We start from the raw sequence: 21,535 nt of genomic DNA on the forward strand, positions 1-21,535 counted from the left end.
GGAGAACCTTGTGCCTGGAACCAATTACGCAGCACGGCGCCCGCCTGTGCCGTCGCGATCGAGGGAGATCACCATGACCGCTGCAGCCCCCGCAGGCAGCGCCCGGAGGATGCCCGAGCTCGACGCGATCCTCTCCGAGCTGTCCGGGGGCGAGCGGCGCTGGGCGGCGACCTCGCCGGCCGAACGCGGTGCCCTCCTCGCCCGGGTCCATGCCGCCGTCGCCGCCGAGGCCGAGACCTGGGTGCGGATCGCGAGCCGGATCAAGCTCCTGCCTGACGACTCCCCGCTCGTCGGTGAGGAGTGGCTCTCCGGGCCCTATGCCCTGTTGACCTCCCTGGACGCGCTCAGCCGCACGCTCCGTACGGTCGCCGCGGGCCGCGGCCCGCTCGACGGCGCGAAGTTCGGGCAGGCACCGGGCGGACGGGTGAGCGTCCCCGTCCTCCCGCTCACCGCCTACGACCGCCTGCTCCTGAACGGCTTCAGCGCCGAGGTGTGGATGCCGCCGCGGGTCGACGCGGACACCGTGCGGCGCGGGGCGGGCCTCGGTGCCCGTCGGCCCGAGCGCACCACGGGCATCGGCCTCGTCCTCGGCGCCGGCAATGTCACCTCCATCGCACCGCTCGATGTGCTGTATGAACTGATTGCGCACAACCGTGTCGTCGTGCTGAAGCTCAACCCCGTCCTGGGCGACCTCGAACCGGTCTACCGGCGTGCTCTCGCACCACTTGTCGAGCACGGCGTGCTGCGCATCGTCTCGGGCGGTGGCGACGTCGGCGGCTACCTCGCCCACCATCCGGGCGTCGCGCACGTCCACATCACCGGCAGCCTCACCACCCACGACATCGTCGCCTTCGGTCCGGGCGAGGAAGGCCGTGCCCGCAAAGCCGCCGGCACCCCGCTCCTCGACAAGCCGATGACGAGCGAACTGGGCGGTGTCTCCCCGGTCATCGTGGTCCCGGGCGCCTGGAGCGCCGCCGACCTGCGCTACCAGGCCGAGCACATCGCGACCCAGCGCCTGCACAACAGCGGCCACAACTGCATCGCCTCGCAAGTGGTCGTGGTCAGCAGCGACTGGCCCCAGCGCGAGGCTTTCCTCGGCCTGCTCCGCGAGGCCCTGCGGACAGCCCCGGCGCGGCCGGCCTGGTATCCGGGCAGCGCGGAAAGGCTCGCGGACGCGGCGCGCTGCTATCCGGGAGCCGAGTGGCAGGGCGCCGAAGGCTCACGTCTGTTGGTCGAGCTCAGCGACGGCCAGGCTGCGGCGGAACTGGGAACGACCGAGTACTTCGCACCCGTGCTCGGCGTCCTCACCCTGCCCGGCAGCGGCGCCGAGTTCCTGGACCGGGCCGTCGAGACCGCCAACCTCGACCTCTTCGGCACCCTCGGGGCGAACATCGTCATCGACCCCGCCACCATGAAGCACCTCGGCCGGGCGTTCGACAATACGGTGGCCGCGCTGCGCTACGGCACGATCGCCGTCAACGCCTGGACGGCGGTCGGCTTTCTCACCGCGACGGCTCCGTGGGGCGCCTTTCCCGGCCACACCGTCACGGACGCCCAGAGCGGGATCGGCGTCGTGCACAACGCCCTGCTGATCGACGCGCCGGAGCGGACCGTCGTCCGGGGTCCGTTCCGGCCCTTCCCGAGGTCAGTCATGGGAGGCGAGCTCGCACTCTTCCCGAAGCCGCCGTGGTTCGTCACCACGCGCAGCGCCGCCGTGACGGGCCGTCGGCTCACTCGGCTGGCGAAGCAGCCGTCCTGGGCACGGGTGCCCGCAGTGTTCGCCTCGGCCTTCCGTGCCTGAGTACTGACCGCAGCCCGACGCCCGCTGACGGGCGAGGGCAGTTACGAGGCGCCGGGCGCCGTGATGATGCGTTCGGCGGCGGCGCGGGCCGCGCGCACCGACGCGGTGACGGTGCGGATCAGGGCAGCACGGTGGTCGTGCAGATAGAAGTGGCCGCCGGGGTAGAGGTGGACGCCCTGGAGGTGCGGGGAGTGGTCGGCCCAGGCCCTGAGCCTCCTGGGCTCCACGACAAGGTCCTGGTCACCGCCGAAGACGGTGAAAGGCAGCGGCGGTGAGCCGGTGTCGGGGTCGCGCGCCCACGTGTCGACAAGTTTGAAATCGCTGCGGAACACGGGCTCGAACAACTGCCAGAGATCGTCGTTGTCGAGCAGCTCGGCAGGGGTACCGCCGATCGACCGCAGCCAGTCACGCAGTTCGGCGTCGGAGCTCTCGTGCCGTCCTGGGCGGCGCCGGTACTCCGCGCCCCTGGGCGGGCCGAAGGCGGAGAGCCCGAGCCAGACCGGCATCGGCCCGCCCTGCGCGGCGAGCCTCAGGGTCAGTTCGTACGCGGTCAGGCCGCCCATGCTGTGCCCGAAGAAGGCGAACGGCCGGTCGAACAGCGGCAGCAACTCCTGATGGAAGTGGTCGACCAGATCCTCGACGCGGTCGACGGCGGGCTGATCACGCCGGTGCGCACGCCCGGGGGCGTTGAGCAGACACAACTCCCAGTCCGGCGGGAACTCCGGTACCCAGTCCCGGTAGAGCAGATGTGAGCCACCGGCGTGGTGGAAGAGGAAGAGGCGCAGGGTCGGGTCGGCGACCGGGCTCGGGCAGACGGCGGATCCACGGAAGACGGCAGTATGTGTCATGCCCCGACCCTTCCCGTGGCGGCACGGGGGCCGGGGCCGGTCAGGACCTGCTGTGCCCGGCACGGCTCGACTGACTCCAGCAACTGCACTCCCATCGTGGCAATCCTTGTCGCACAGCGCGCCAGATGACGTCGCGGGGCGATTGTCGCATCGTCCTCGGACATCGGAGCCGACTTTCGTGGCGACATCGGCTGAACGGCAGCGTGGTGGCCGGCCCGCGGACCGACTGCGGGGGAGGGCGCCGGTTTCACCGGCCGGCCGCTCGGGGCCGCGGTGCCGGCGAATGGGTTACTCGTTGTTCCGGTCGTCGGAGTCACGGTGGCGACCCCGAGGGCGATGGCCGCCATGAGCAGCAAGGTGCGGCCCGGGTGGGCGAACGGCTGGCCGAGACCCGGACTGACCGAACGCGGCAGCCGGGTGCCGCTGATCCTGCGCTGGATGCGCAGCCCGCGCCCGGTCCGCGGCGCGCTGCCCGCGGTGATCGCCCGCGCCGCGGGCAGCCGGTGCGCGCTCAGCGCGGGGATCAGTCGGGGCCCCGCCGCTCACCGTCGTCGGATGACCGCGCTGCACCCGGCCTCCGCCATCATCCGCGAAGCCAACCAGATCCTCGTCATCGAAGCCGGCCAGATCCACGAATGAGGCACCCACGACGAACTCCTCACCGCAAACGGCCTCTATGCCGACCTCTGCCACACCCATTTCGCCCAGCTGGCGCCGGCGAACCGGGAGCCCTCGACCTCGACTTCGGCTTCGAATCCCACTGACACGGAGCAGCCCAGGCGGCGCAGAGCCCGGACTTCTCACCTGGAGTGGAAAGTCCGGGCCCTGCGCGTCGTATGTCGCCTCTCCCCTACTCCTGCCCCGGTACGACCGCCGGGATGGCCTCGGGGTTCAGCAGCTGCGTCAGATGGCGGGCCGACGCGTCCCAGGACCAGGACTCCTGGGCCCACTTACGGCCGGCGGCGCCCATCTCGGCGGCCTGGTCCGCGTCGAGCAGTATCCGGGTCAGCGCGCCCGCTATCGCCGCTGTGTCGGTGCCGTCCACGACCCGGCCGGTCCTGCCGTCGAGCACCGTGTCCGGGGCGCCGCCCGAGTCGCCGACGACCACCGGCAGTCCGCTCGCCGCCGCCTCCAGGAACACGATCCCAAGCCCTTCCGCCTCCAGACCGGCCTTCCTGGTACGGCACGGCATGGCGAAGACATCCGCCGCCGCGTAGTACTGCGGAGTCTCGGTGTGCGACTTTCCGCCCACGAAACGGACCGAGCCCTCGGCGTGCCGGTGCGCCAGCTTGCGCAGCCGTGCCTCGTCCGGCCCCCGGCCGACCACGACGAGCACCGCGTCGGGCACCTCCCGCCGGATCAGCGGCAGGGCCCGGATCAGCATGTCCTGGCCCTTGCGCGGGACGAGGCGGGCCACACAAAGGATCACGCGCTTGCCGTGCAGGCCGAGCTCCGTACGCAGGTCGGATCCGGCGTCGGCGTCGGGCCGGTACACCTCCGCGTCGACCCCCGGCACCAATCGGCTCATGCGCGCACGCGGGCCCAGGGACGGCCCGATCCGGGCACGCGTGTACTGACCGAGATACGTGACGACATCCACGCCATCGCCGATACGGCGCATCATCTGACGCGGACCCGGGGTCCTGGCCCACCAGATCTCATGGCCATGGGTGGTCGCCACCATGCGCTGGACCCCACTGCGGCGCAGGGCCGGCGCCATGAGGGCCAGCGGCGCAGCAGCCCCGAACCAGACCCGGTCGCAGCCATGGCCCCTGGCGATCTCGACAGCCCTCCGGGTGACCCGCCCGGTCGGCAGCAGCATGCCGCTGGAGTCCCGTACGACAGGGAACGGAAGGGCCGCGTCGTACGCGGTGTCGCCCGGCTCGCGCGAGGTGTACACGACCACGTCGTCGTCCGGCATACGCGTGGTCATGGCGTGCACGAAGGTCTCTATGCCTCCCTGGCGCGGCGGGAAGTCATTGGTGATGACAAGGGTGGAGCCCATGAAAGTGTTGGATCCTTCAGCTGGATGCGGTCGAGCGAGCCGAGAAGAGGTAGTTGCGGCAGTCGTCGGTCACGTCGGCAATACGCTCCCAACCCCGCTTTTGCCAGCGGTACATGTCGTAGCCGAGCTCGCCGAGCCGGCTGACGAGGTCGCCCGACTTCGTGTCGTACTTCTCGAGGTGACGGTCCTCGATCTCGAGCAGGAGCGCGGGCCGGTGGCGCAGCAGCGTGCGCCGGGCCCCCGACAGCACGGCTGCCTCCGCCCCCTCGACATCGGCCTTGATGAAGTCGACGCGATCGAGGCCCATGTGGTCGCACAGACCGTCCACCGTCCGCACCGGTGTGGTCACGGGGCGGGAGGTGGGGAATTCGACGTTGGGTCCGGGCCCCGAGGCGCCCTCGGTGAGATAGGCGCGTCCGTGGACGGGCAGCAGACGGCGCCGGGGCAGGCTCATCGTTCCTTCGTGTGCCCGCGCGCCGAGAGCCATGCGGTGAACGGTGACGTTGTCACAGCCGAGGGCGGCTGCCGTGGCCCTCAGCCATTTCGCGGGGCCGTGCAGCGGTTCGACGCTGTGCACCTTCCCCGACGGTCCGGCCAGCGCGGACAGGCTCCAGGTGTACAGGCCGTACTCGGCCCCGATGTCGAGGCAGACAGCGCCCGGCCGCACCAGCGGCCGCAGGCCCGCCACTTCTTCTTCCACGAAGGGCCATCGCGAGGATGCCCAGCGAAGCGCGAGCGCGACGGATGACACACGCAGCCCCGGGTGCGGGCGACCGCCGGACCGGAGAACCGGGGGATCCGGCCGACGCGTCAACCTGCCGTTCATCAAACGCCTTTCAGTCTGCTTCGGCGTACGGTTCCTGCTGCCGGAGCGACGCCACACTCGATCGGCGTTCCATCGCATCATCAGATGCGGGGTGATCCCATCCTTCTCCAGAAGCAGATCGGCCGGCACATCAGACCTGAGATGTACATCTCAGGTCTGGGTCCACAACCGATGAAACCATCATGAAAGAGCGCAGATCATGGCTTCGCACCCCGCCCACTGTCGTGGGCGGGGTGCGAAGCCATAGGGGCGACCGCTACTTCTGTGCCATCGCATCAATCAGGCTATCGGGCCGCATGACGGTCCAGTTCTTCTCGATGCAGTCGAGGCATTCCTGACGCCCTGCCTGTCCGAAGACCGGCTTCCAGCCTTCGGGTACATTGCCGCGACCGGTCAAAGGCGGTGTCTCCTCAGTACCCGCCCGGGCGCACCAGGCCCGTCTCGTACGCGTGGATCGCGGCCTGGGTCCGGTCGCGCAGGCTGAGCTTGACCAGGATCCGGCTCACATGCGTCTTGACGGTCTGTTCGGCCACCACCAGACGCTGGGCGATCTCCGCGTTCGACAGGCCCTGCGCGATCAGGGACAGAACCTCCGTCTCGCGCTCCGTGAGGTTGCCGCTGCGGCCCTTGGCCGGACCGCGGGGGACGTCGGACATCCGGGAGAACTCGACGATGAGACGCTTGGTGATGTTCGGCGCGAGCAGGGCCTCGCCGGCCGCCACCACCCTTACCGCATGGGCGAGTTCCGTGGCCGACGCGTCCTTCAGCAGAAACCCGGACGCGCCGGCGCGCAGCGCCTCGTACACATACTCGTCGAGGTCGAAAGTGGTCAGGACGAGGACCTTGGTGGCGGCGGCGGGCGATGCCATGATGCGGCGCGTCGCCTCGATGCCGCCGACCCCGGGCATCCTTATGTCCATCAGTACGACGTCGGGGGCCAGTTCGGCGACCCTGGCGACGGCGTCGATGCCGTCCACGGCCTGGCCGACGACCTCGATGCCGGGTTCGGCATTGAGCAGGACCGTGAATCCCTGACGGACCATCATCTGATCGTCGGCGATCAGCACACGGGTGGTCGTCACGGGTTGTCCTCCACAAGGTCGGCAAGTACGGCGGGAAGCTGCGTGGGCAGCATCGCGATCACTTCGTATCCTCCGTCGGAGGTGGCGCCGAAAGCCGGCGTGCCACGAAGCATCGCAGCGCGCTCCCGCTTGCCGAGCAGACCTCGGACGGGCAGTGGTCGATCTCCACCCGTATCGCTCCCGGCGCGTGCCGCATCGCTTTGCTGAGCGCCTCCTGGAGGATACGGGACGCCGACAGCCCGATGCCCGGTGTCAAATGGGTCGGCTCACCGGTGGTGTGAGTGCTGACGGTGAACCCGGCGCTGCGCACATTGCCGAACAGCTCCTCCAGCCCCGGTCGAGGGTGGGCTGCTGGGCGTGCCACTCGCCTTCCGACATGGCGTGCTGGAAGCGCAGTACGCCGAGCGCCTGACGCAGTTCGGTGAGCGCTTCCTCGACAATCTGCGGCAGCTCGCCGGAACCGAACGTTCCGCGCCAACAACCGGTCACCTCTTCGGCTGCCGTCCCGCACCGGGCGGAGCAACGGCTGCGATCCTCCGCACCGGATCACGCGTGAGGGGCGTCCGGGGTCCGTCCGTCCACGATCCGGGCGATGTTCTTCAGGGGTACGGAACCGGGCTTCAGGTAGTCGCTGTGGCCGCCGGAACCCGCGTCGAAGGTGTGGGCGCCGAAGCCCCCGGACACCGGGTCCGCACCGAATCCGACGTCCACGGTGGGGAGTTCCAGCCGTACGTGCGGAACGTCGGCAATCCAGTCGTTGTCGCCCCGGCCCGCCCATACCGCGGCCCGGGTGTGCATCGCGGCCACGTCGTCGACTCCCACACCGGGGCTGCCGTACAGGACGATGTCCGCGACCTCCACTCCGGCCGCGGCCCGTGCGCAGACGACGGAACCGTAGGAGTGGCAGAGCAGAGAGGTCCGGGCAGCGGGCTTGACACCTTTCAACTCACCCAGGAAATCGCGTAGTTCTTGAGCGCCATCGTCGGCCCGCCCCGAGGTGGCCGCCGTCAGGCTCACAGTGGCCGGCGTCTCGTACCCGAGCCAGGCGACGACGGCGGACCGGTCGCCCAGCTCCCTCTGCAGCGCCTGGGCGCCGCCCTTCAGCCGCCAGTAGTTGTCGACACTTATGCCCGCACCCGGGACCAGCACGGCGATCCGGTCGGCCCGGGCGAGGTCGCCGAAGACCTCGACGGTACGGCCGCCGTCCCGGCCATCGAAGGAGATGAAGTGGCGCGCAGGGTCTGCCAGGACGCGCAGCGCGTCGGCCCGCTTCCCGTCGCCGTGGCCGTCGGCCATCCGCGCGGCCGCCGCGATGTCCGTACGGGTTGCCGCCCACCGCTCGGCGAGAGCGCTCGGGGTGGCGGCGGGCAACGGGCCCGGGACTGTCGGAGCGGGCGCCGGTACGCCGGTGGGCCTGACCGCACCCGATACCGGTACGGCCACCGAGGCGACGACGAATGCGGCGAGCAGGGCGCGGCACAGGCGGCTTCTGCGTGGGCGGGACGCCATGGCAGACGTTTCCTTCCGTACCTGATGTCTTTCGTGCTTCCAGTACTGAAGCTATGAATCACACCTCGTAGTCCGCGTCCCGCCCAGGAATGAACCTTCCGCGTAGTTCTGAAGTACGGGGGGGTAGGGGGCTGAGCCGATCAACCGCTGACGCGCATGTCTGTCCGGCCGGTAGGCCGTTCGACCGAGCACAGGACCCAGCCCGAGCACTTCGAGGTGGTGACCGTCGCGATCGGGGACCAACCGGGCGAGCCGGCGAGGCTGTTCGCGGATGCCGATCGCGCGGGCATCAACATTGAGGACGTCCGCATCGGGCAAGCCATCAGCCAGTTGACCGGGCTGGTCCACGTCAGCGTCGCACCAGGCCTGACGGTGCCACTGAAAGAGGCTCTCCAAGCCCGGGGACGGCGGCTGCGCCGAGTGCAGGAAGCACCAGGCCCGGCGAACACCTCGCCGCGTACCAAGGGCGGTTGTGCGTCGGTTGCGGTCCGCCGGTCCAACAAGCGAGCGGATATGGCACAGTCGTGCCGGTGGAAGAGCTGCGACCTCAGGACCCCGCGCAAATAGGCGCGTACCGGATTCTCGCCCGGCTCGGCGCGGGCGGCATGGGGCAGGTATATCTCGGTCGGTCGCCCGGCGGACGGCTGGTGGCCGTGAAGGTGATTCGCGACGAGATCAACGATCACCCCGAGGCACTCGCCCGGTTCCGGCGGGAGGCCGCGACCGTGGAGGCCGTACGCAGCGCCTACACCGCCCAGTTGATCGAGGCGTCGCTCGACTCGTCCCCGTACTGGCTGGCCACCGAGTACGTGCCAGGGCCCACGCTGCGCGGCGCCGTGGGCACGAGCGGCCCGTTCCCGCCGGACAGTGCCCTGCGACTTCTGGCCGCGCTCGCCGAGGGGCTGGCCGCGGTCCATGGCCACGAGGTCACCCACCGGGACCTGAAGCCGCAGAACGTCATCCTCGCGCCGCAGGGACCGCAACTGATCGACTTCGGCATTGCCCGGGGACTTGAGCAGACGATCCTCACCCGGGACGGAATGGCACCGGGAACGCCCGGGTACGCGGCGCCCGAGGTCGTCCTGCGCAACGAGGTCGGCCCGGCGGCGGACGTCTTCGCGCTGGGGGCGACGATCGCCTACACGGCGACCGGCCGGCCCCCTTACGGCACGGGCGACTCGGCCGCGGTGAGCTACCGGACCGTGCACGAGGACATCGACCTGGCCGGGGTGCAGCCCGCGCTGGCCGCGCTGATCCGGCAGTGTGTCGCCAAGGACCCGGCGGAGCGGCCCGAACTGGCCGCCGTGATCGCCCGCTGCGCGGTGGAATCGGCACTGGCTACGGACGCCCACTACCGCTCGGTGGCCCGCGACCCCGAACCCGCGCCCGCGCATTTGAGCACGCCACCTTCGGAGGCGGAACCGGAGACCGGGGCCCTGACGCGGCCGACGGATCGGCAGCCGGAGGGTCAGGTGCCTGAGCGGTCAGCCGGGACCGTACCGCCGGGGACGCCCGACACCACGCCGTACGACGCGCCGGATCATCAACCGCGGCATTCCGCCCGCACTACACGTCGCAGGGGCTGGCTCGCCGCATGTGCGGTGGCGCTCGTCGTGCCGGCGACGGTCTGGCTGCTCCCCGAACAGGACAGCCAAACCCCCGGAGCCGCTCCCGCGACCGACGTCTCCGCGTCCCGGTCGGCCACCGAGGGTCCGGCGGGCCGGCCACCGGACCACATCGTGAACGACCGTGTCTCGCAGGACCGCTGGACCCTGTCGGACGATCCGAAGCAGGCCGCCCAGGGCATGGGCTCCTGCGACCTGGCCGGTTTCGCCGGGTCCTCACCGCCGATGGACCTGCTGTCCTCCGTCTCGCACACCACCGGCTCGGACACCGCCGCGGTGGAGTTGCGTCCCAAGACTGCCGGCCAGGAAAAGCGGCCCGCGCCGTACTACATCTCCGTGGGGGTGCGGCCCCCGCACGAGACCGACCGCGCCACCGGCCGGCCCCTTCGGTCCGTGGGAAAGGGCATCGGCTTCACGAGCAAGCCCGTCGACATCTACTCCCGGTGGTCCTCGGGCGGAACCGTCAAACTCAAGTATCCCGACGACTTCCGGGCCCACTTCGGCAATCGGACCGTCGACGCGATCCCGGTCGGCGACGACAGGGGCGACTGGACCGTGGTGCTGTACCACGTCGAGGGCGGGCCCACGACGTACACATCCGTCGTGTGCAACGGCTTCCATGCCTAGGACACCGTTCACGGCGGTGCCGACGTGTTCCTCCCCACCCCCGCAGAACGGGACCGGGTCCGCGACCGGCACAGCGACTGGCCCTCCAGTCACCCGCTCGGCTGCCGGGACGCTGCTGTGTCGGCACCCGTACGTTCGCGGCCCGAGGACAGCCGGCCGACGAGTTCCGTGGATTGGGTCCTGTACCGAGTCACGGATGCCATCTTGATCTCCTCGTAGCCACGCACGATGTCGGGCAGTGAGGCGATCTCGACGGCCAGGCCGTGGGAGTCCATGTCGAGATTCCGGCAGACCTCGGTGATCGTGGCCTCGTACTCGACGACCAGGGCCCGTTCCGTACGCCGCACGCGCGCCGCCCCGAAGGGGTCCAGGCGCGTGCCACGGAGCCTGCGCATCGCGGCGAGGGCTCGGAAGGCCGGCTTGAACCAGGGTCCGAGTTCGATCTTGCGGTTCATGCCAAGTGCCCGCAGGACGGGCGGGTGGAGGCGGTAGGACATCCGTGCGCCGTCCCCGAAGCGGGCCTTCACCTCCCGCTCGACCTCGGGGTCGAGGGAGAGCCGGGCCACCTCGTACTCGTCCTTGTAGGCCATCAGCTTGTGCAGGTACCTGGCCACTGCCTCGGTGAGTGCGGTCGAGCCGGGGACGCGCTCACACTCGGTCCGGCGGACCTGTTCGACGAAACGTGCGTACCTCGTCGCGTAGGCGGCGTTCTGGTACGCGATGAGATCCGGAACGCGGACCTCCAGGAGCCGGGCGAGCTCCGACCCGGGGGCGGCCCCGACCAGTTCGACGGTGTGCCGGGCCTCGGCGGACAGGCCGCGCCCCGACTTCGCCGGGGTGACACGCCCTTCCAGGAGGTCGGCGAAGGCTCCGGGGTCGGCGACGGCCTGGCGGCCGAGGCGGAACGCCTTGATGTTGGCGTCGGCCTTCACGCCGTTGAGGGTGATCGCCTCCTCGATGGCGTGGGCCGGCAGCGGCAGCCCGCCGGTCTGGTAGGCCGCTCCGGTGAGCAGGAGATTGGCGAACTGGTCCTCGCCCAGCAGGTCGTTCGCGAGTCGGCGCGCGTCGAGGAAGACCGTGTCCTTGGCCTCTGCCCTGATCCGTTCCTTGAGAGGTTCGGCAGGCGGGAACGACACCTCCGGGTCGATCACCATCTGTCCGGTCGGGACCTCTGCCGTGGAGACGACCGCCACCGTTCGCGCCGGGGCGGCCGCGGTCAGATGTCCGGGTTCCGCGGCGACGAGCAGGTCACAACCGAGGTAGAGATCGCACTCGTCCAGGGCCGCCTTGCCGGCCTGATCCGTCGCCTCCTTGGTGATTTTGATGTCGGAGACGACCGCGCCGCCCTTCTGGGCCATGCCGGTCTGGTCGAGGGCCCGGACGTGCAGGCCTGCGAGCGAGGCTGCGGTGCTGAGGATCTGCGCGAGGGTGATCACCCCGGAGCCTCCGACGCCTGTGATCCGGGTGGTGTGGGAGGCCGGTACGACGGGGGCCGGATCGGGCAGCGTCGCGCCGTCCGGCATCGGGGCGGGAGTGAAGTCGGCCTTCCCCTTGGCGGGGACGACGGTGAGGAAGGAGGGGCAGTCCCCCGCCAGACAGGCGTAGTCCTTGTTGCAGGAGGACTGATCGATCCGGGTCTTGCGGCCGTACTCGGTGTCGACGGGCTGCACGGAGAGGCAGTTGGACTGCTGTCCGCAGTCGCCGCACCCCTCGCACACCCGTTCGTTGATCATCGCGCGCTCGGTGGGTTCGGGCACAAGACCACGCTTGCGCTTGCGCCGGAGTTCCGTCGCGCATTCCTGGTCGTGAATGAGCAGGGTGACGCCGGGGGTCCGGGCAAGCACCTCCTGGGCCTCGGCCAGCCGGTCGCGGTGCCAGACGACCACGCCCTTCGGAAGCGTGACCTTCCGGAAGCGCTTGACGTCCTCGGTCGTGACGATGATGCGCTCGACACCTTCCGCCAACAGCCCTTGGGCGATCGCGGGCACGGGCATGACGCCGACGGGCTGCTGTCCGCCGGTCATCGCCACCGCCGAGTTGTGGAGCAGCTTGTACGTGACGTTCACCCCGGCCGAGACCGCCGCCCGGATGGCGAGACTTCCGGAGTGGTGGAAGGTGCCGTCGCCGAGATTCTGGATCAGGTGGTCGCGTTCGAGGAACGGCTGCATGCCGATCCACTGGGCGCCTTCGCCTCCCATCTGGGTCATGCCGATCACGTCCCCGGCCTGGGAAGGGTCCATGAGCGTGACCATGGCGTGACAGCCGATCCCGGCCCCGACGGCGGCGCCCTCGGGTGCCTTGGTCGAGAGGTTGTGGGGGCAGCCGGAACAGAAGTAGGGGGTGCGGCTCAGCACAGGCAGGAGTGGCAGCTTCTTGCGCCGGGCCGCTGCCCGAGTGGCGTCCAACCAGCCCTGTACGGTGGGGAGTCCGCCCAGTGCGTTCAGACGGGGCGCAAGCCGCGCGGCGACGGTGTCGGGGTCGAGTTCGCCGTCGAGGGGGAACAGGACCGAACCGTCGGGTGCGCGCTTGCCGGAGACGGACGGCTGGTCGCCGCGCCCGTAGAGCAGGTCCTTGAGGGCGGTCTCGATGAGTGGCCGCTTCTCCTCCACGACGACGATGTGGCGCAGCCCTCTCGCGAACCGTTCGACGATCGTGGGTTCCAGCGGATGGATCATGCCCAGGTGCAGCAGGCGCACACCGCGGCGCTCCAGTTCGGTGTCGTCGAGTCCGAGGATGCGCAGGGCCTGGCGGAGGTCGAGGAACGTCTTGCCTGCCGCGACGATGCCAATGCTGTCGTCGGGGCCTGTCCTGGTGATCCGGTTGAGGTTGTTGGCGACGGCGTAGCGGCGGGCGATCTCGAGACGGGCGCCGTCCCGGCTGCGTTCCAGGTCGCCGAGGGCCGGTTGCAGCATCCGGGTGCCGACGGTGTGGCGGTACGGCACCCCGTCGGCCGTGAGGTCCGGGACGACCGGTGCGATCCGTCCGGCGCTCACGTCGACGGTGCCGGAACCGTCCGCGACCGCCGTCACGATTTTCAGTGCCACCCACAGGCCGGCTGCCCGGGACATCGCCACGCCGTGCAGCCCGAAGTCGAGCGCTTCCTGCGGGTCGGACGGGTAGAGCGTGGGCAGTCCCAGGTCGGCGAGGAGCAGTTCGGAGGCGCCGGGCACGGTCGACGACTTGGCTGCGGGGTCGTCGCCGACCAGGGCGAGCGCACCACCGTCGGGGTGGGTGCCCATCAGGTTGTTGTGCCGGATTGCGTCCGAGGCGCGGTCGAGGCCCGGGGACTTGCCGTACCAGATCGCCGTGATGCCGTCGACGCGCTTGTCCGGCTGCGCTGCGGCTAGTTGGGTGCCCTGGACGGCCGTCGCTGCGAGTTCCTCGTTGACGCCGGGGCGGAAGACGATGTCGTACTCGTCGAGGAGGGAGCGGCAGCGGGCGAGCTCCATGTCGTATCCGGCGAGCGGCGAGCCCTCGTATCCGGAGATGAATCCCGCCGTGCTGCGGCCCTCGCGACGGTCGGCGCGGCGGATGTCGAGCGGCAGGCGGGCGAGCGCCTGGATGCCGGTGAGGTGGAGGGTGCCCTCCTCGCGCACGTATCGGTCCTGAAGCGTGGGACGAGGGCCGGTTGCTTTCTGAGGGGTCACCACTGTGTTCCTCCGGGTGGGGCATGTGTGGTTGTCGGGGCGGGCGAGGAGTCGGTCCCGTACGACAGGAGCGGGGACCGGGACGGCCGTGTCGGCGGGGCGCAGCCGCCGTGCGTGGGGCGGGGCGGTGGGCGTCGACCGACACCGGTCGGCGCTGGTCGATACCAGTCGGCGTCGGCCGGAGCTGCGGCATTCGTGCGGCAGGCGTGGCGCGACCGGGGCGTCCGAACTCGGCCTTCCAGGCCGGAAGGCCGCGGTGAAGAGACTCCGGGCGAGAGACGGGAGCGCCGGGCTCGCGGCCCGGCGCTCCGCTCGCGGTCCGCGCCGGAACAGGGCCTGTCTTTCGGATCAGGCCGAACCGGCCCTAGGCGGACTGCCCGACCGCGTCGAGCAGGGCGGCGAGCGCGGACGCAGGGGATGATCCCTCGGCGCTGTGCCACGCGATGTGGCCGTCCGGTCGGACGAGGAGGGCTCCGTCCTCACCGATCCTGAGCAGCTCCGGACAGTAGCCGTCCGGGCTGGTGACATCCCGGCCGATCACGACAGTCTGTTTCGCCACGCCTTCCCCGGTCTCCGCGAAGGCATCGGCCCAGGCGGCGCCCCCGGGCCCCGTGAGGAGGGTGAAGCCCGGCATGAGGAGGTCGTGCGTCGACACCCGTTCCCCGTCACGTTCGACCCAGGCGTGCGGAAGTCGCGCTCCGGGGACGGCAGTCGGTGTGTAGTCGGTGGCCGAGAGCGGGGCTCCGCCGACGCCGTCGGCGTGCCGGCCCGCCCCGTAGATGTATCCGATCTCCTGATTGAGCGCGTCGAAGTGCGGGCGCTGCAGAGGGACGGCTTCCGCGATCCGCCGGCGTTCCGCCGCGGCAACTGACGGGTCCGGGCTTTCGAGGCGTGCGGCGATCCTGGCCGTCCCGGGCCCTATACCGACCTCGGCCATTTTGATGGCGTTGAGCACGCTGTGGCGGGCGTTGTCGACGGCGACCGGGCGACGTTCGCGCTCGTAACTGTCGAGCAGGGCGTCGGAAGCACAGTCCTCCAGCACGGCGGCGAGTTTCCAGCCGAGGTTGTCCGCGTCGGCGAGGCCGCTGTTCATGCCCAGGCCGCCTGTCGGCGGGAACTGGTGCGCCGCGTCGCCGACGAGGAGGACACGGCCGCTGCGGTAGGTCTCGGCGGTCCGGGCCGTCATGGTCCATGGCCCCACGGAGCGGATGTCCACGTCGAGTTCGGTGGCTCCGACAGCGTCCCGGATGATCTGGGCGCACCGTTCGGGCGGGTAGTCCCGCGGCGATTCGGCAGCTGGGTCGAAGCTCCGCTGGAAGGTCCACCGGCGAACGCCGTCCATCCCGATGAGGAGTCCCGGGGAGGCGCTGTTGATCAGCCAGATCAGCAGGGCGGGATCCTGCCCCATCCACGGGGACAGGTCGGCGTGGAAGTAGATGTTCAGCTGGTGGCCGAGGACCGGAGAGCCGTCCATCGCGATGCCGAGCTCATCGCGCATGCCCCCGGTCGCCCCGTCCGCCGCCACGACGTAACAGGTGCGCAGGATCTGCCGCTTGCCCACACCTTCCACGGTGACGTCGACCGAATCGCCATGGTCCGTCACCTCCACGACGGTGGTGCTGTAGTGGACGGTGGCCATGCCCTGGGCGAGGACGGCGTCGAGGAGGTGCTGCTGCACACGGTCCTGGGCGCAGGAGGTGAGCTGCTCGGCGGAGGCGTGGACCCGGCGCAGGAGTTGGTCCTCCGGCCCTTCGACGAGGTCGATCCGGCCCAGGGGTTCCCCGGCGAGGGTCTGTTTCCACAGGATCGTGCCGGCCCATGCCGGGTCGACCGCGTCCGCGCGGACGGCATCCGCGATGCCCCAGGTGCGGAACAGTTCCATGGACCGGGTGTTGACGACATGGGCCCGGGGGTGCGGATTGACCCCGTCGTACTGTTCGAAGACCATGCTGCGGACGCCATGCCGGCCCAGGACAAGCGCAGTGGCCAGCCCCACGGGGCCGGCTCCGATGATGACGACCGGGGTGTCGATGGCGGTCATGAGCGCCTGACCGGTTCGGCGAAGGACTCACCCGAATCGAAGCGGCGCGCCAGGTCGTCGGGGTCGAACTCGACGCCGATCGGATTGGCTTCGAAGGCTCCGGACCGGAACCACTCGTCGAGGGCTTCCTCGGTGGCGAAGTTGTCGATCTGGAGCTCGATGTGATTGCCGTCGGGATCCTCGAAGTACATCGAGGTGGTCGGACCGTGGTTGATGCACCAGAAGGGGAGGATGCCGTCCCCCTTCAGCCGCTGGTACGTGCCGAGCAGATCGCCGATCGTGGCGTAGGTGAATGCCGCGTGGTGCAGACCGGTGTGCGCGTCCGTCGGACGCTCGGACGCTCCGGTGGCGACCAGCGCGACACGGTGGTGTTCGTCGTCGTAGGTCAGGAATGCGAGGGCGTCATTGGCGAAGGTGACGCGGCCTTCGAGAACGCGTATGTACCACTCGGTCATGACCGGCAGACGGCCGGTGCGCAGGACGATGTGGGCGAGTTTGCCTGGAGAAGCCATGGGACAGCGACCTCCTCATCGAGGGCACGGCAGCCCTCTTGGCTGCCATACAAGAGAACCCTAGACAGGCTCTTGTATGGCAGTCAAGAGATCGCGCTCAGCGTGCCGCCGCGACGGCCACCAGCGCCTCCATGAGGAGGTCGATGAACTCCTCGGCCGGCCGGTCCGGCTCCCGGGCGCTGACCAGCAACCCCTCGAACAGCACATGGGCCATGTCCGCCACGGGCTCAACGTCGACCCCCTCGGACAGCCGGCTCGCGACGGCCGCCAGAAGACGGCCCTCCAGCCACTCCCGCATGCGGGAGTAGACGTCGGCGAGGGCCGGCGACTCATCCATGCGGTCATACGCCTCCCGGTGCAGTCCGCGATACGCCTCCAGGTCGGCAAGGAACGCCACCAGCTGCCGCCGCGGATCACCTCCGATCACGGGGTCCGCCTCGACGCGCTCCCGCTCACGCAGGAAGAGGCGGTCCAGGGTGGCGGCGAACAGGTCGTCCTTGGTCGGGAAGTACCAGCGCACGGCATTGGCCGCGACACCGGCCGCCTTACCGACCTCGGTCAGACTGGTCCCCTTGTACCCCTTGACGGCGAAGAGCTCCCAGGCACTGTCGACCAGGACGGCCTCGCGCTCGGCTTTCGGGATCTGCTGACGGTTCCGTGGCATAGCAACCCAGCCTAGGCGGCGCACCCTCACCCCCATCCGCGGCACCGGGAAACAGCAACCCGGCAGCCCGCAAACTCTTGACTCCAAAACAAGAAAGCTCTTGACTCGGCAACAAGAGAATGTGCCCCCAACACGTGGGAGTCCGTGATGCGCCTGTACAGCACAGCCCTGGGCATCGCCAGGGAGGAGAGCCCCGGCGAGCTCTCCGTACTCGATCTCCCCTTCGCCGACCTGGGCGCCCTCCTGCGCGGACCGGGTATCGCCGCCGCACGCGCGGCGGCGGTCGTCCGGCGGGTCGCGCTCGGTGAGGTCCGGGTGCACGCCCCCGTTCCCCGGCCCGGGAAGATCCTGATCGTCGGCCTCAACTACCGCAGCCACGCGGAGGAGGCCCTGGAGATGTTCGCCGCGATGGGGCGGCCCGGCATCACCCTGCCGACGGAGCCGAATTTCCAGGTGGTCGCCGGATCCGCGGTCACCGCACCGGGAGGTGACATCCGCCTGCCGGCCGTCGCGGCAGGCCAGGTCGACTATGAGGGCGAGGTGGCCGCCGTGATCGGCAGGCCCGCGAGCGCCGTCCGCGCCGCCGACGCGGAGAGCCACCTCGCCGGCCTGACCATCGCCAACGACGTCTCCGCGCGCGATGTCCAGCAGCGCGCCATGTCGGGCGATCCGACCGCGTCCATCGGCGTGGCCAAGAGCTTCGACACCTTCAAGCCGCTCGGCCCCTGCCTGGTCACCCCGGATGAGTTCGCCGACCCGCTCGACCTGAGGCTGCGCACCCTGGTCAATGGTGACGTACGCCAGGACGACCGCACCAGCGGCCTCATCCACGGCGTCGCCGGGCTGATCACCTACCTCTCCCGCTACCAGACCCTCGAACCCGGAGACGTGATCCTCACCGGAACACCGCGCGGCGCCGGCGTTTTCTCCGGTCGCCACCTGCGCCCCGGCGATGTCGTCGAGGTCGAGGTCGAAAACATCGGCACGCTCCGCAACCGCGTGACGGCCGCCCCCGAGCACGGGAGCACGGGCGCATGACCGGCAGAACGCACCGTACGAGCCACTCCGCCCCGACGGCGGCGTCACCGGGCTGATGCCGCTCAATGCGGGCAGCACTGCGCCGGGCGGTGCGCGGAGGTGAACCGCGTACCGCCCGCCCCGGAAACGGCGCCCGTGGATCAGGAGTAGAAGTTGCGCTGCCACCGGTGCTTGGCCAGCACGGCGAGCTGGTCGGCGGTGAGCGCACGCCCGTCGCTCAGGGCCGTGTTGCGCTCGACGTTGCGTACAGTGCGCATGCCGGGGATGACGGTGGAGACCGCCGGCGAACTCAGTACGAACCGCAACGCGTTCTCAGCGACCTCATCGGGTGCGATGCCGAGGTCGGCGACGATCGCGGCCACCCGCTGTTCGACCTGTGCCGGGCGGTCGTCACGGAAGTAGCGGTTGCGCCAGTCGCCATCGGGGAACGTCGTACCGGCGGTGATCCGGCCGGTGAGGCCGCCCTCGTCCAGCGCAACCCGCACGATGACGCCGACGCCGTGCTCCTCACAGGCGGGCAGCAGCGCGTCGGCGGGCGCCTGGTCGAAGAGGTTGTAGATGACCTGCACGCTGTCCACGGCACCGCTGCGTACGAGTGCGAGTGCGTTGTCGGGCTGGTGGTCGTTGATGGAGACGCCGAACAGGCGGATCTTCCCCTCCTGCTTCAGTTCGGCGATCGTCTCCAGCCAGTCGCCTCGGCCGACCCAGTCGTCGCTCCAGACGTGGAACTGCAATACGTCGAAGCGGTCCACGCCGCTGATGCGCAGACTGGTCTCCAGGCTTGCGCGGATGTACTCGCCCGGAAACGTCTCGGCCGGGTCCAGACCGTCGGGCGCCGGCCACATTCCGTTCCTCGGCGGCACCTTGGTGGCGACGAGCACCTCGTCGCCGGCCCGCTCACGGACGACCCGGCCGACGATTCGCTCGCTCTCACCGTAGCCGCGGGCGGTGTCGATGAAGTTCACGCCGAGGTCGATGGCCCGGTGCAGGGCGCGTACGGATTCGTCCTCCGTGGCACCCACCCAGGCGGACTCACCGATGCCCCAGGCGCCGTAACCGATCTCGGACACGGACACCCCCCTGCGTCCCAGCTCGCGGTAGCGCACAATCATCCTCCACGTCATGGTCCTCGCCCTGGACGGTCCGAGGCCTCCGCCAGGAATCACGTCGACGATAGGCGACTGAGGCGGCGGAGTCAGGCGGGTTTCCGCGTCGCCGCGGTCCGCGAAGGCCAGGTCCGCGATGCCGGATCTCATCACCGTCAACCCGTGCATCACCATCATGGTGATCGGCGAGAAGTGCGCCGACATGATGAAGGAGGACCAACAGGGGTAGGGAACTGCTGGCGCTTTGCCGTCGCCCAAGTGCCCGGCGGCCCCGCACGCCTCGAACAATCGCTTCACAGGACCTCCCCCCGAGGTGTCCTGAACAGGCCTTCCTTTGTCAACTCCGCGTGTTCCAGAGTAGTTTGAATTGGTCGCGCGAGCACGGCTCGGTCGTCTTCCCGGTGGACGAACTGGACGGAACATGGGTGCAGTTGGCGAGCTTCGGCCAGGACGACAGGCTGGACCTGGACGTGGACGGCCAAGTGGAGTTCACCGACGCCGCGTACGCCTCGCGTCTGGAGGCCCTCCCCCTGCTGCGGGTCGAGGAGCTGGACCTGCCGGGACGGCGGGTGCGGCTGTCCGCCGAGCCGGAGCCGGGCGTGCTGCCTCACTGCACCCGTTCCTGCGCCGTTGGGACCACCGTGCGGGCACCAGGCGCCAGGGCCGCTCGGCCGGCCTGCCGGGCGGAGCCGCCCGTGTCGAGGAGGACGAATGGCTGCCTCTCGAGGACGGCGTCGAGGTGTACTTCGCCAAGGGCGGCACCTACCGCACCGGCGATCACTGGATCGTCCCGGCCCGCACCGCGACCGGCAGCGTCGAGTGGCCCGCGAACGACGCGCGCAAGCCGCTGCTCCAGGCCCCCACAGGCATCGCACGGCACTTCGCGCCGCCGGCCCTGGTGAAGGGCGAAGACGCCCCCGTCGACCTGCGGCTCGTTTTCGCCCCGCTCGGGTACGGCATTCCGGCCGCGGACGAGGCGACGCTCGCCCCGGAAGCACTCGCGGCCGAAGAGGAGTGCGCGGCGGAGACGACGCAGGGCGCCCCGGCGGAACCCCGGTCACAGACCACGTCCGAGGCGGAAACCGCACTGAAAGGAGACAAGTGATGGCCAAGCCACTGAGCGCGTCCAAGCTGGTGGAGATCCTGCGCGCGGAGGGTCTGACAGTCCACGAGGTACGCGACTGGCGTACGCACAACCGCAATTCGAAGGGCCCGTGGGGCCCGATGAACGGCGTGATGATCCACCACACCGTCACCTCGGGCACCGACTCGTCCGTGGACATCTGCTACAACGGCTACTCGGGCCTCCCCGGCCCGCTGTGCCACGGCGTGATCGACAAGAAGGGCCACGTCCACATGGTCGGCAACGGCCGCGCCAACCATGCGGGCCTCGGCGACGGCGACGTCCTGCGTGCCGTCGTCAACGAGACGAAGCTGCCGCCGGACAACGAGGCCGACACCGACGGCAACCGCCACTTCTACGGCTTCGAGTGCATCAATCTCGGCAACGGCAAGGACCCCTGGCCCGAGGCCCAGAAGGAGGCCATCGAGAAGGTCTCGGCCGCGATCTGCCGGGCCCACGGCTGGAGCGAGCGTTCCGTCATCGGCCACAAGGAGTGGCAGCCGGGCAAGCAGGACCCGCGCGGCTTCACGATGGACGGCATGCGTTCGCGCATCGCCGACCGTCTGCGGAGCCACAAGCCGGGCGGTGGCGGAAGCCCCAAACCGCCGACCAAGCCCCGGCCCGAGTACGAGCCGTTCCCCGGCTCGGCCTTCTTCCGGGCCGGACGCCACGACAAGCGGATAACCGCCATGGGCAAGCGCCTGGTCGCGGAGGGCTGCGGCCGCTACGAGGAGGGTCCCGGCCCCGAGTGGACCGACGCGGACCGCAAGTCCTACGCGGCGTGGCAGCACAAACTGGGGTACCGGGGCAAGGACGCGGACGGCGTGCCGGGCAAAGCCAGTTGGGACAGGCTGAAGGTGCCGGCGTCGCGGTAGGGCGCGCGGGGTCTGCCCGCCGAAGTGCGGGCAGACCGGCTGCCTGACCGCGGCGGCCGTGGCGCGGCGCTGTACGACGGCTCGGTCGACGTCCTCGTCCCGTAGGCCGGTGATTGGTGGCGAGGCGGCGGCAGGCCCCATGCCTGCGGCGACGACCCACTGGCGCAGGAGCAGGGCCCAGCGCCCCCCACTCTCATCGCCGCCCA

The 21,535-nt window shown here is 70.2% G+C and carries 18 protein-coding genes and 1 pseudogene; 7 read left to right on the forward strand and 12 right to left on the reverse strand.

Going from position 1 to position 21,535, the window contains the following annotated elements:
• Positions 1-73 precede the first annotated feature (73 nt).
• Positions 74-1,801: an aldehyde dehydrogenase family protein gene (locus tag ACZ7IB_RS40240; protein WP_470919594.1), complete on the forward strand. Its 1,728-nt coding sequence runs from the start codon at positions 74-76 to the stop codon at positions 1,799-1,801.
• Positions 1,802-1,842: 41 nt separating this feature from the next.
• Here ACZ7IB_RS40240 and ACZ7IB_RS40245 read toward each other — a convergent pair whose 3' ends face one another.
• A complete protein-coding gene (locus ACZ7IB_RS40245) occupies positions 1,843-2,649 on the reverse strand; it encodes a thioesterase II family protein (RefSeq protein ID WP_470919596.1) in 807 nt (268 codons plus the stop codon).
• Between the two features lie 345 nt (positions 2,650-2,994).
• Here ACZ7IB_RS40245 and ACZ7IB_RS40250 point away from each other — a divergent pair, with 345 nt between their 5' ends.
• Entirely contained in the window at positions 2,995-3,288 is a 294-nt protein-coding gene (locus ACZ7IB_RS40250) for a hypothetical protein (protein WP_470919598.1), read from the forward strand.
• A gap of 211 nt (positions 3,289-3,499) precedes the next feature.
• Here ACZ7IB_RS40250 and ACZ7IB_RS40255 read toward each other — a convergent pair whose 3' ends face one another.
• The 6 genes from ACZ7IB_RS40255 to ACZ7IB_RS40280 form a co-directional block, all read right to left on the reverse strand.
• Positions 3,500-4,654 (reverse strand): glycosyltransferase family 4 protein, encoded by a 1,155-nt coding sequence (locus ACZ7IB_RS40255; protein WP_470919599.1) that lies wholly within the window; start codon positions 4,652-4,654, stop codon positions 3,500-3,502.
• A gap of 16 nt (positions 4,655-4,670) precedes the next feature.
• Positions 4,671-5,354 (reverse strand): FkbM family methyltransferase, encoded by a 684-nt coding sequence (locus ACZ7IB_RS40260; protein ID WP_470919600.1) that lies wholly within the window; start codon positions 5,352-5,354, stop codon positions 4,671-4,673.
• 382 nt (positions 5,355-5,736) lie between these two features.
• A complete protein-coding gene (locus tag ACZ7IB_RS40265) occupies positions 5,737-5,877 on the reverse strand; it encodes an MbtH family NRPS accessory protein (protein ID WP_470919602.1) in 141 nt (46 codons plus the stop codon).
• 13 nt (positions 5,878-5,890) lie between these two features.
• Positions 5,891-6,562, reverse strand: a complete 672-nt coding sequence (locus ACZ7IB_RS40270) for a response regulator (protein ID WP_470919604.1) — start codon at positions 6,560-6,562, stop codon at positions 5,891-5,893.
• A 58-nt stretch (positions 6,563-6,620) separates the two neighbouring features.
• Complete coding sequence (locus ACZ7IB_RS40275; RefSeq protein WP_470919606.1) at positions 6,621-6,926, reverse strand: hypothetical protein; 306 nt, start codon at positions 6,924-6,926, stop codon at positions 6,621-6,623.
• Positions 6,927-7,108: 182 nt separating this feature from the next.
• The gene (locus ACZ7IB_RS40280) at positions 7,109-8,071 is read right to left on the reverse strand and encodes an alpha/beta hydrolase (protein ID WP_470919607.1); all 963 of its coding nucleotides are present in this window, start codon (positions 8,069-8,071) and stop codon (positions 7,109-7,111) included.
• Between the two features lie 524 nt (positions 8,072-8,595).
• Between ACZ7IB_RS40280 and ACZ7IB_RS40285 the strand changes: the two genes are divergently transcribed.
• Positions 8,596-10,323, forward strand: a complete 1,728-nt coding sequence (locus tag ACZ7IB_RS40285; RefSeq protein ID WP_470919609.1) for a serine/threonine-protein kinase — start codon at positions 8,596-8,598, stop codon at positions 10,321-10,323.
• 89 nt (positions 10,324-10,412) lie between these two features.
• Here the strand turns inward: ACZ7IB_RS40285 and ACZ7IB_RS40290 are convergent, their stop codons facing one another.
• From ACZ7IB_RS40290 to ACZ7IB_RS40305, 4 genes are all read right to left on the reverse strand, one after another.
• Complete coding sequence (locus ACZ7IB_RS40290; protein WP_470919611.1) at positions 10,413-13,970, reverse strand: indolepyruvate ferredoxin oxidoreductase family protein; 3,558 nt, start codon at positions 13,968-13,970, stop codon at positions 10,413-10,415.
• Between the two features lie 364 nt (positions 13,971-14,334).
• Entirely contained in the window at positions 14,335-16,011 is a 1,677-nt protein-coding gene (locus ACZ7IB_RS40295) for an FAD-dependent monooxygenase (protein ID WP_470919612.1), read from the reverse strand.
• Entirely contained in the window at positions 16,008-16,523 is a 516-nt protein-coding gene (locus tag ACZ7IB_RS40300) for a VOC family protein (RefSeq protein ID WP_470919614.1), read from the reverse strand. The genes ACZ7IB_RS40295 and ACZ7IB_RS40300 overlap by 4 nt, the downstream gene beginning before the upstream one ends.
• A 97-nt stretch (positions 16,524-16,620) precedes the next feature.
• A complete protein-coding gene (locus tag ACZ7IB_RS40305) occupies positions 16,621-17,187 on the reverse strand; it encodes a TetR/AcrR family transcriptional regulator (RefSeq protein WP_470919615.1) in 567 nt (188 codons plus the stop codon).
• A 147-nt stretch (positions 17,188-17,334) separates the two neighbouring features.
• Between ACZ7IB_RS40305 and ACZ7IB_RS40310 the strand changes: the two genes are divergently transcribed.
• Positions 17,335-18,225, forward strand: a complete 891-nt coding sequence (locus ACZ7IB_RS40310; RefSeq protein WP_470919617.1) for a fumarylacetoacetate hydrolase family protein — start codon at positions 17,335-17,337, stop codon at positions 18,223-18,225.
• 140 nt (positions 18,226-18,365) lie between these two features.
• On the opposite strand, the gene ACZ7IB_RS40315 is transcribed toward ACZ7IB_RS40310, so the two are convergent.
• The gene (locus tag ACZ7IB_RS40315) at positions 18,366-19,331 is read right to left on the reverse strand and encodes an aldo/keto reductase (protein WP_470919631.1); all 966 of its coding nucleotides are present in this window, start codon (positions 19,329-19,331) and stop codon (positions 18,366-18,368) included.
• Positions 19,332-19,732: 401 nt separating this feature from the next.
• Between ACZ7IB_RS40315 and ACZ7IB_RS40320 the strand changes: the two are divergent.
• The 3 genes and pseudogenes from ACZ7IB_RS40320 to ACZ7IB_RS40330 all read left to right on the forward strand — a co-directional run.
• Positions 19,733-19,852: pseudogene (locus tag ACZ7IB_RS40320) on the forward strand (hypothetical protein); the annotation flags it as partial.
• Between the two features lie 101 nt (positions 19,853-19,953).
• Positions 19,954-20,436: a DUF6519 domain-containing protein gene (locus ACZ7IB_RS40325; protein WP_470919632.1), complete on the forward strand. Its 483-nt coding sequence runs from the start codon at positions 19,954-19,956 to the stop codon at positions 20,434-20,436.
• Positions 20,436-21,329, forward strand: a complete 894-nt coding sequence (locus ACZ7IB_RS40330) for a peptidoglycan-binding protein (protein ID WP_470919618.1) — start codon at positions 20,436-20,438, stop codon at positions 21,327-21,329. Before ACZ7IB_RS40325 ends, ACZ7IB_RS40330 begins: the two co-directional genes overlap by 1 nt.
• The last annotated feature ends 206 nt before the right edge of the window (positions 21,330-21,535 follow it).

The sequence above is a fragment of the Streptomyces sp. NPDC037301 genome (assembly GCF_055602785.1).

Bases quoted from the DNA above. Each gene is read 5' to 3' on its own strand.
- ACZ7IB_RS40240 (WP_470919594.1), top strand. From the start codon at position 74: ATGACCGCTGCAGCCCCCGCAGGCAGCGCCCGGAGGATGCCCGAGCTC.
- ACZ7IB_RS40245 (WP_470919596.1), bottom strand. From the start codon at position 2,649: ATGACACATACTGCCGTCTTCCGTGGATCCGCCGTCTGCCCGAGCCCG.
- ACZ7IB_RS40250 (WP_470919598.1), top strand. From the start codon at position 2,995: ATGAGCAGCAAGGTGCGGCCCGGGTGGGCGAACGGCTGGCCGAGACCC.
- ACZ7IB_RS40255 (WP_470919599.1), bottom strand. From the start codon at position 4,654: ATGGGCTCCACCCTTGTCATCACCAATGACTTCCCGCCGCGCCAGGGA.
- ACZ7IB_RS40280 (WP_470919607.1), bottom strand. From the start codon at position 8,071: ATGGCGTCCCGCCCACGCAGAAGCCGCCTGTGCCGCGCCCTGCTCGCC.
- ACZ7IB_RS40295 (WP_470919612.1), bottom strand. From the start codon at position 16,011: ATGACCGCCATCGACACCCCGGTCGTCATCATCGGAGCCGGCCCCGTG.
- ACZ7IB_RS40300 (WP_470919614.1), bottom strand. From the start codon at position 16,523: ATGGCTTCTCCAGGCAAACTCGCCCACATCGTCCTGCGCACCGGCCGT.
- ACZ7IB_RS40305 (WP_470919615.1), bottom strand. From the start codon at position 17,187: ATGCCACGGAACCGTCAGCAGATCCCGAAAGCCGAGCGCGAGGCCGTC.
- ACZ7IB_RS40310 (WP_470919617.1), top strand. From the start codon at position 17,335: ATGCGCCTGTACAGCACAGCCCTGGGCATCGCCAGGGAGGAGAGCCCC.
- ACZ7IB_RS40330 (WP_470919618.1), top strand. From the start codon at position 20,436: ATGGCCAAGCCACTGAGCGCGTCCAAGCTGGTGGAGATCCTGCGCGCG.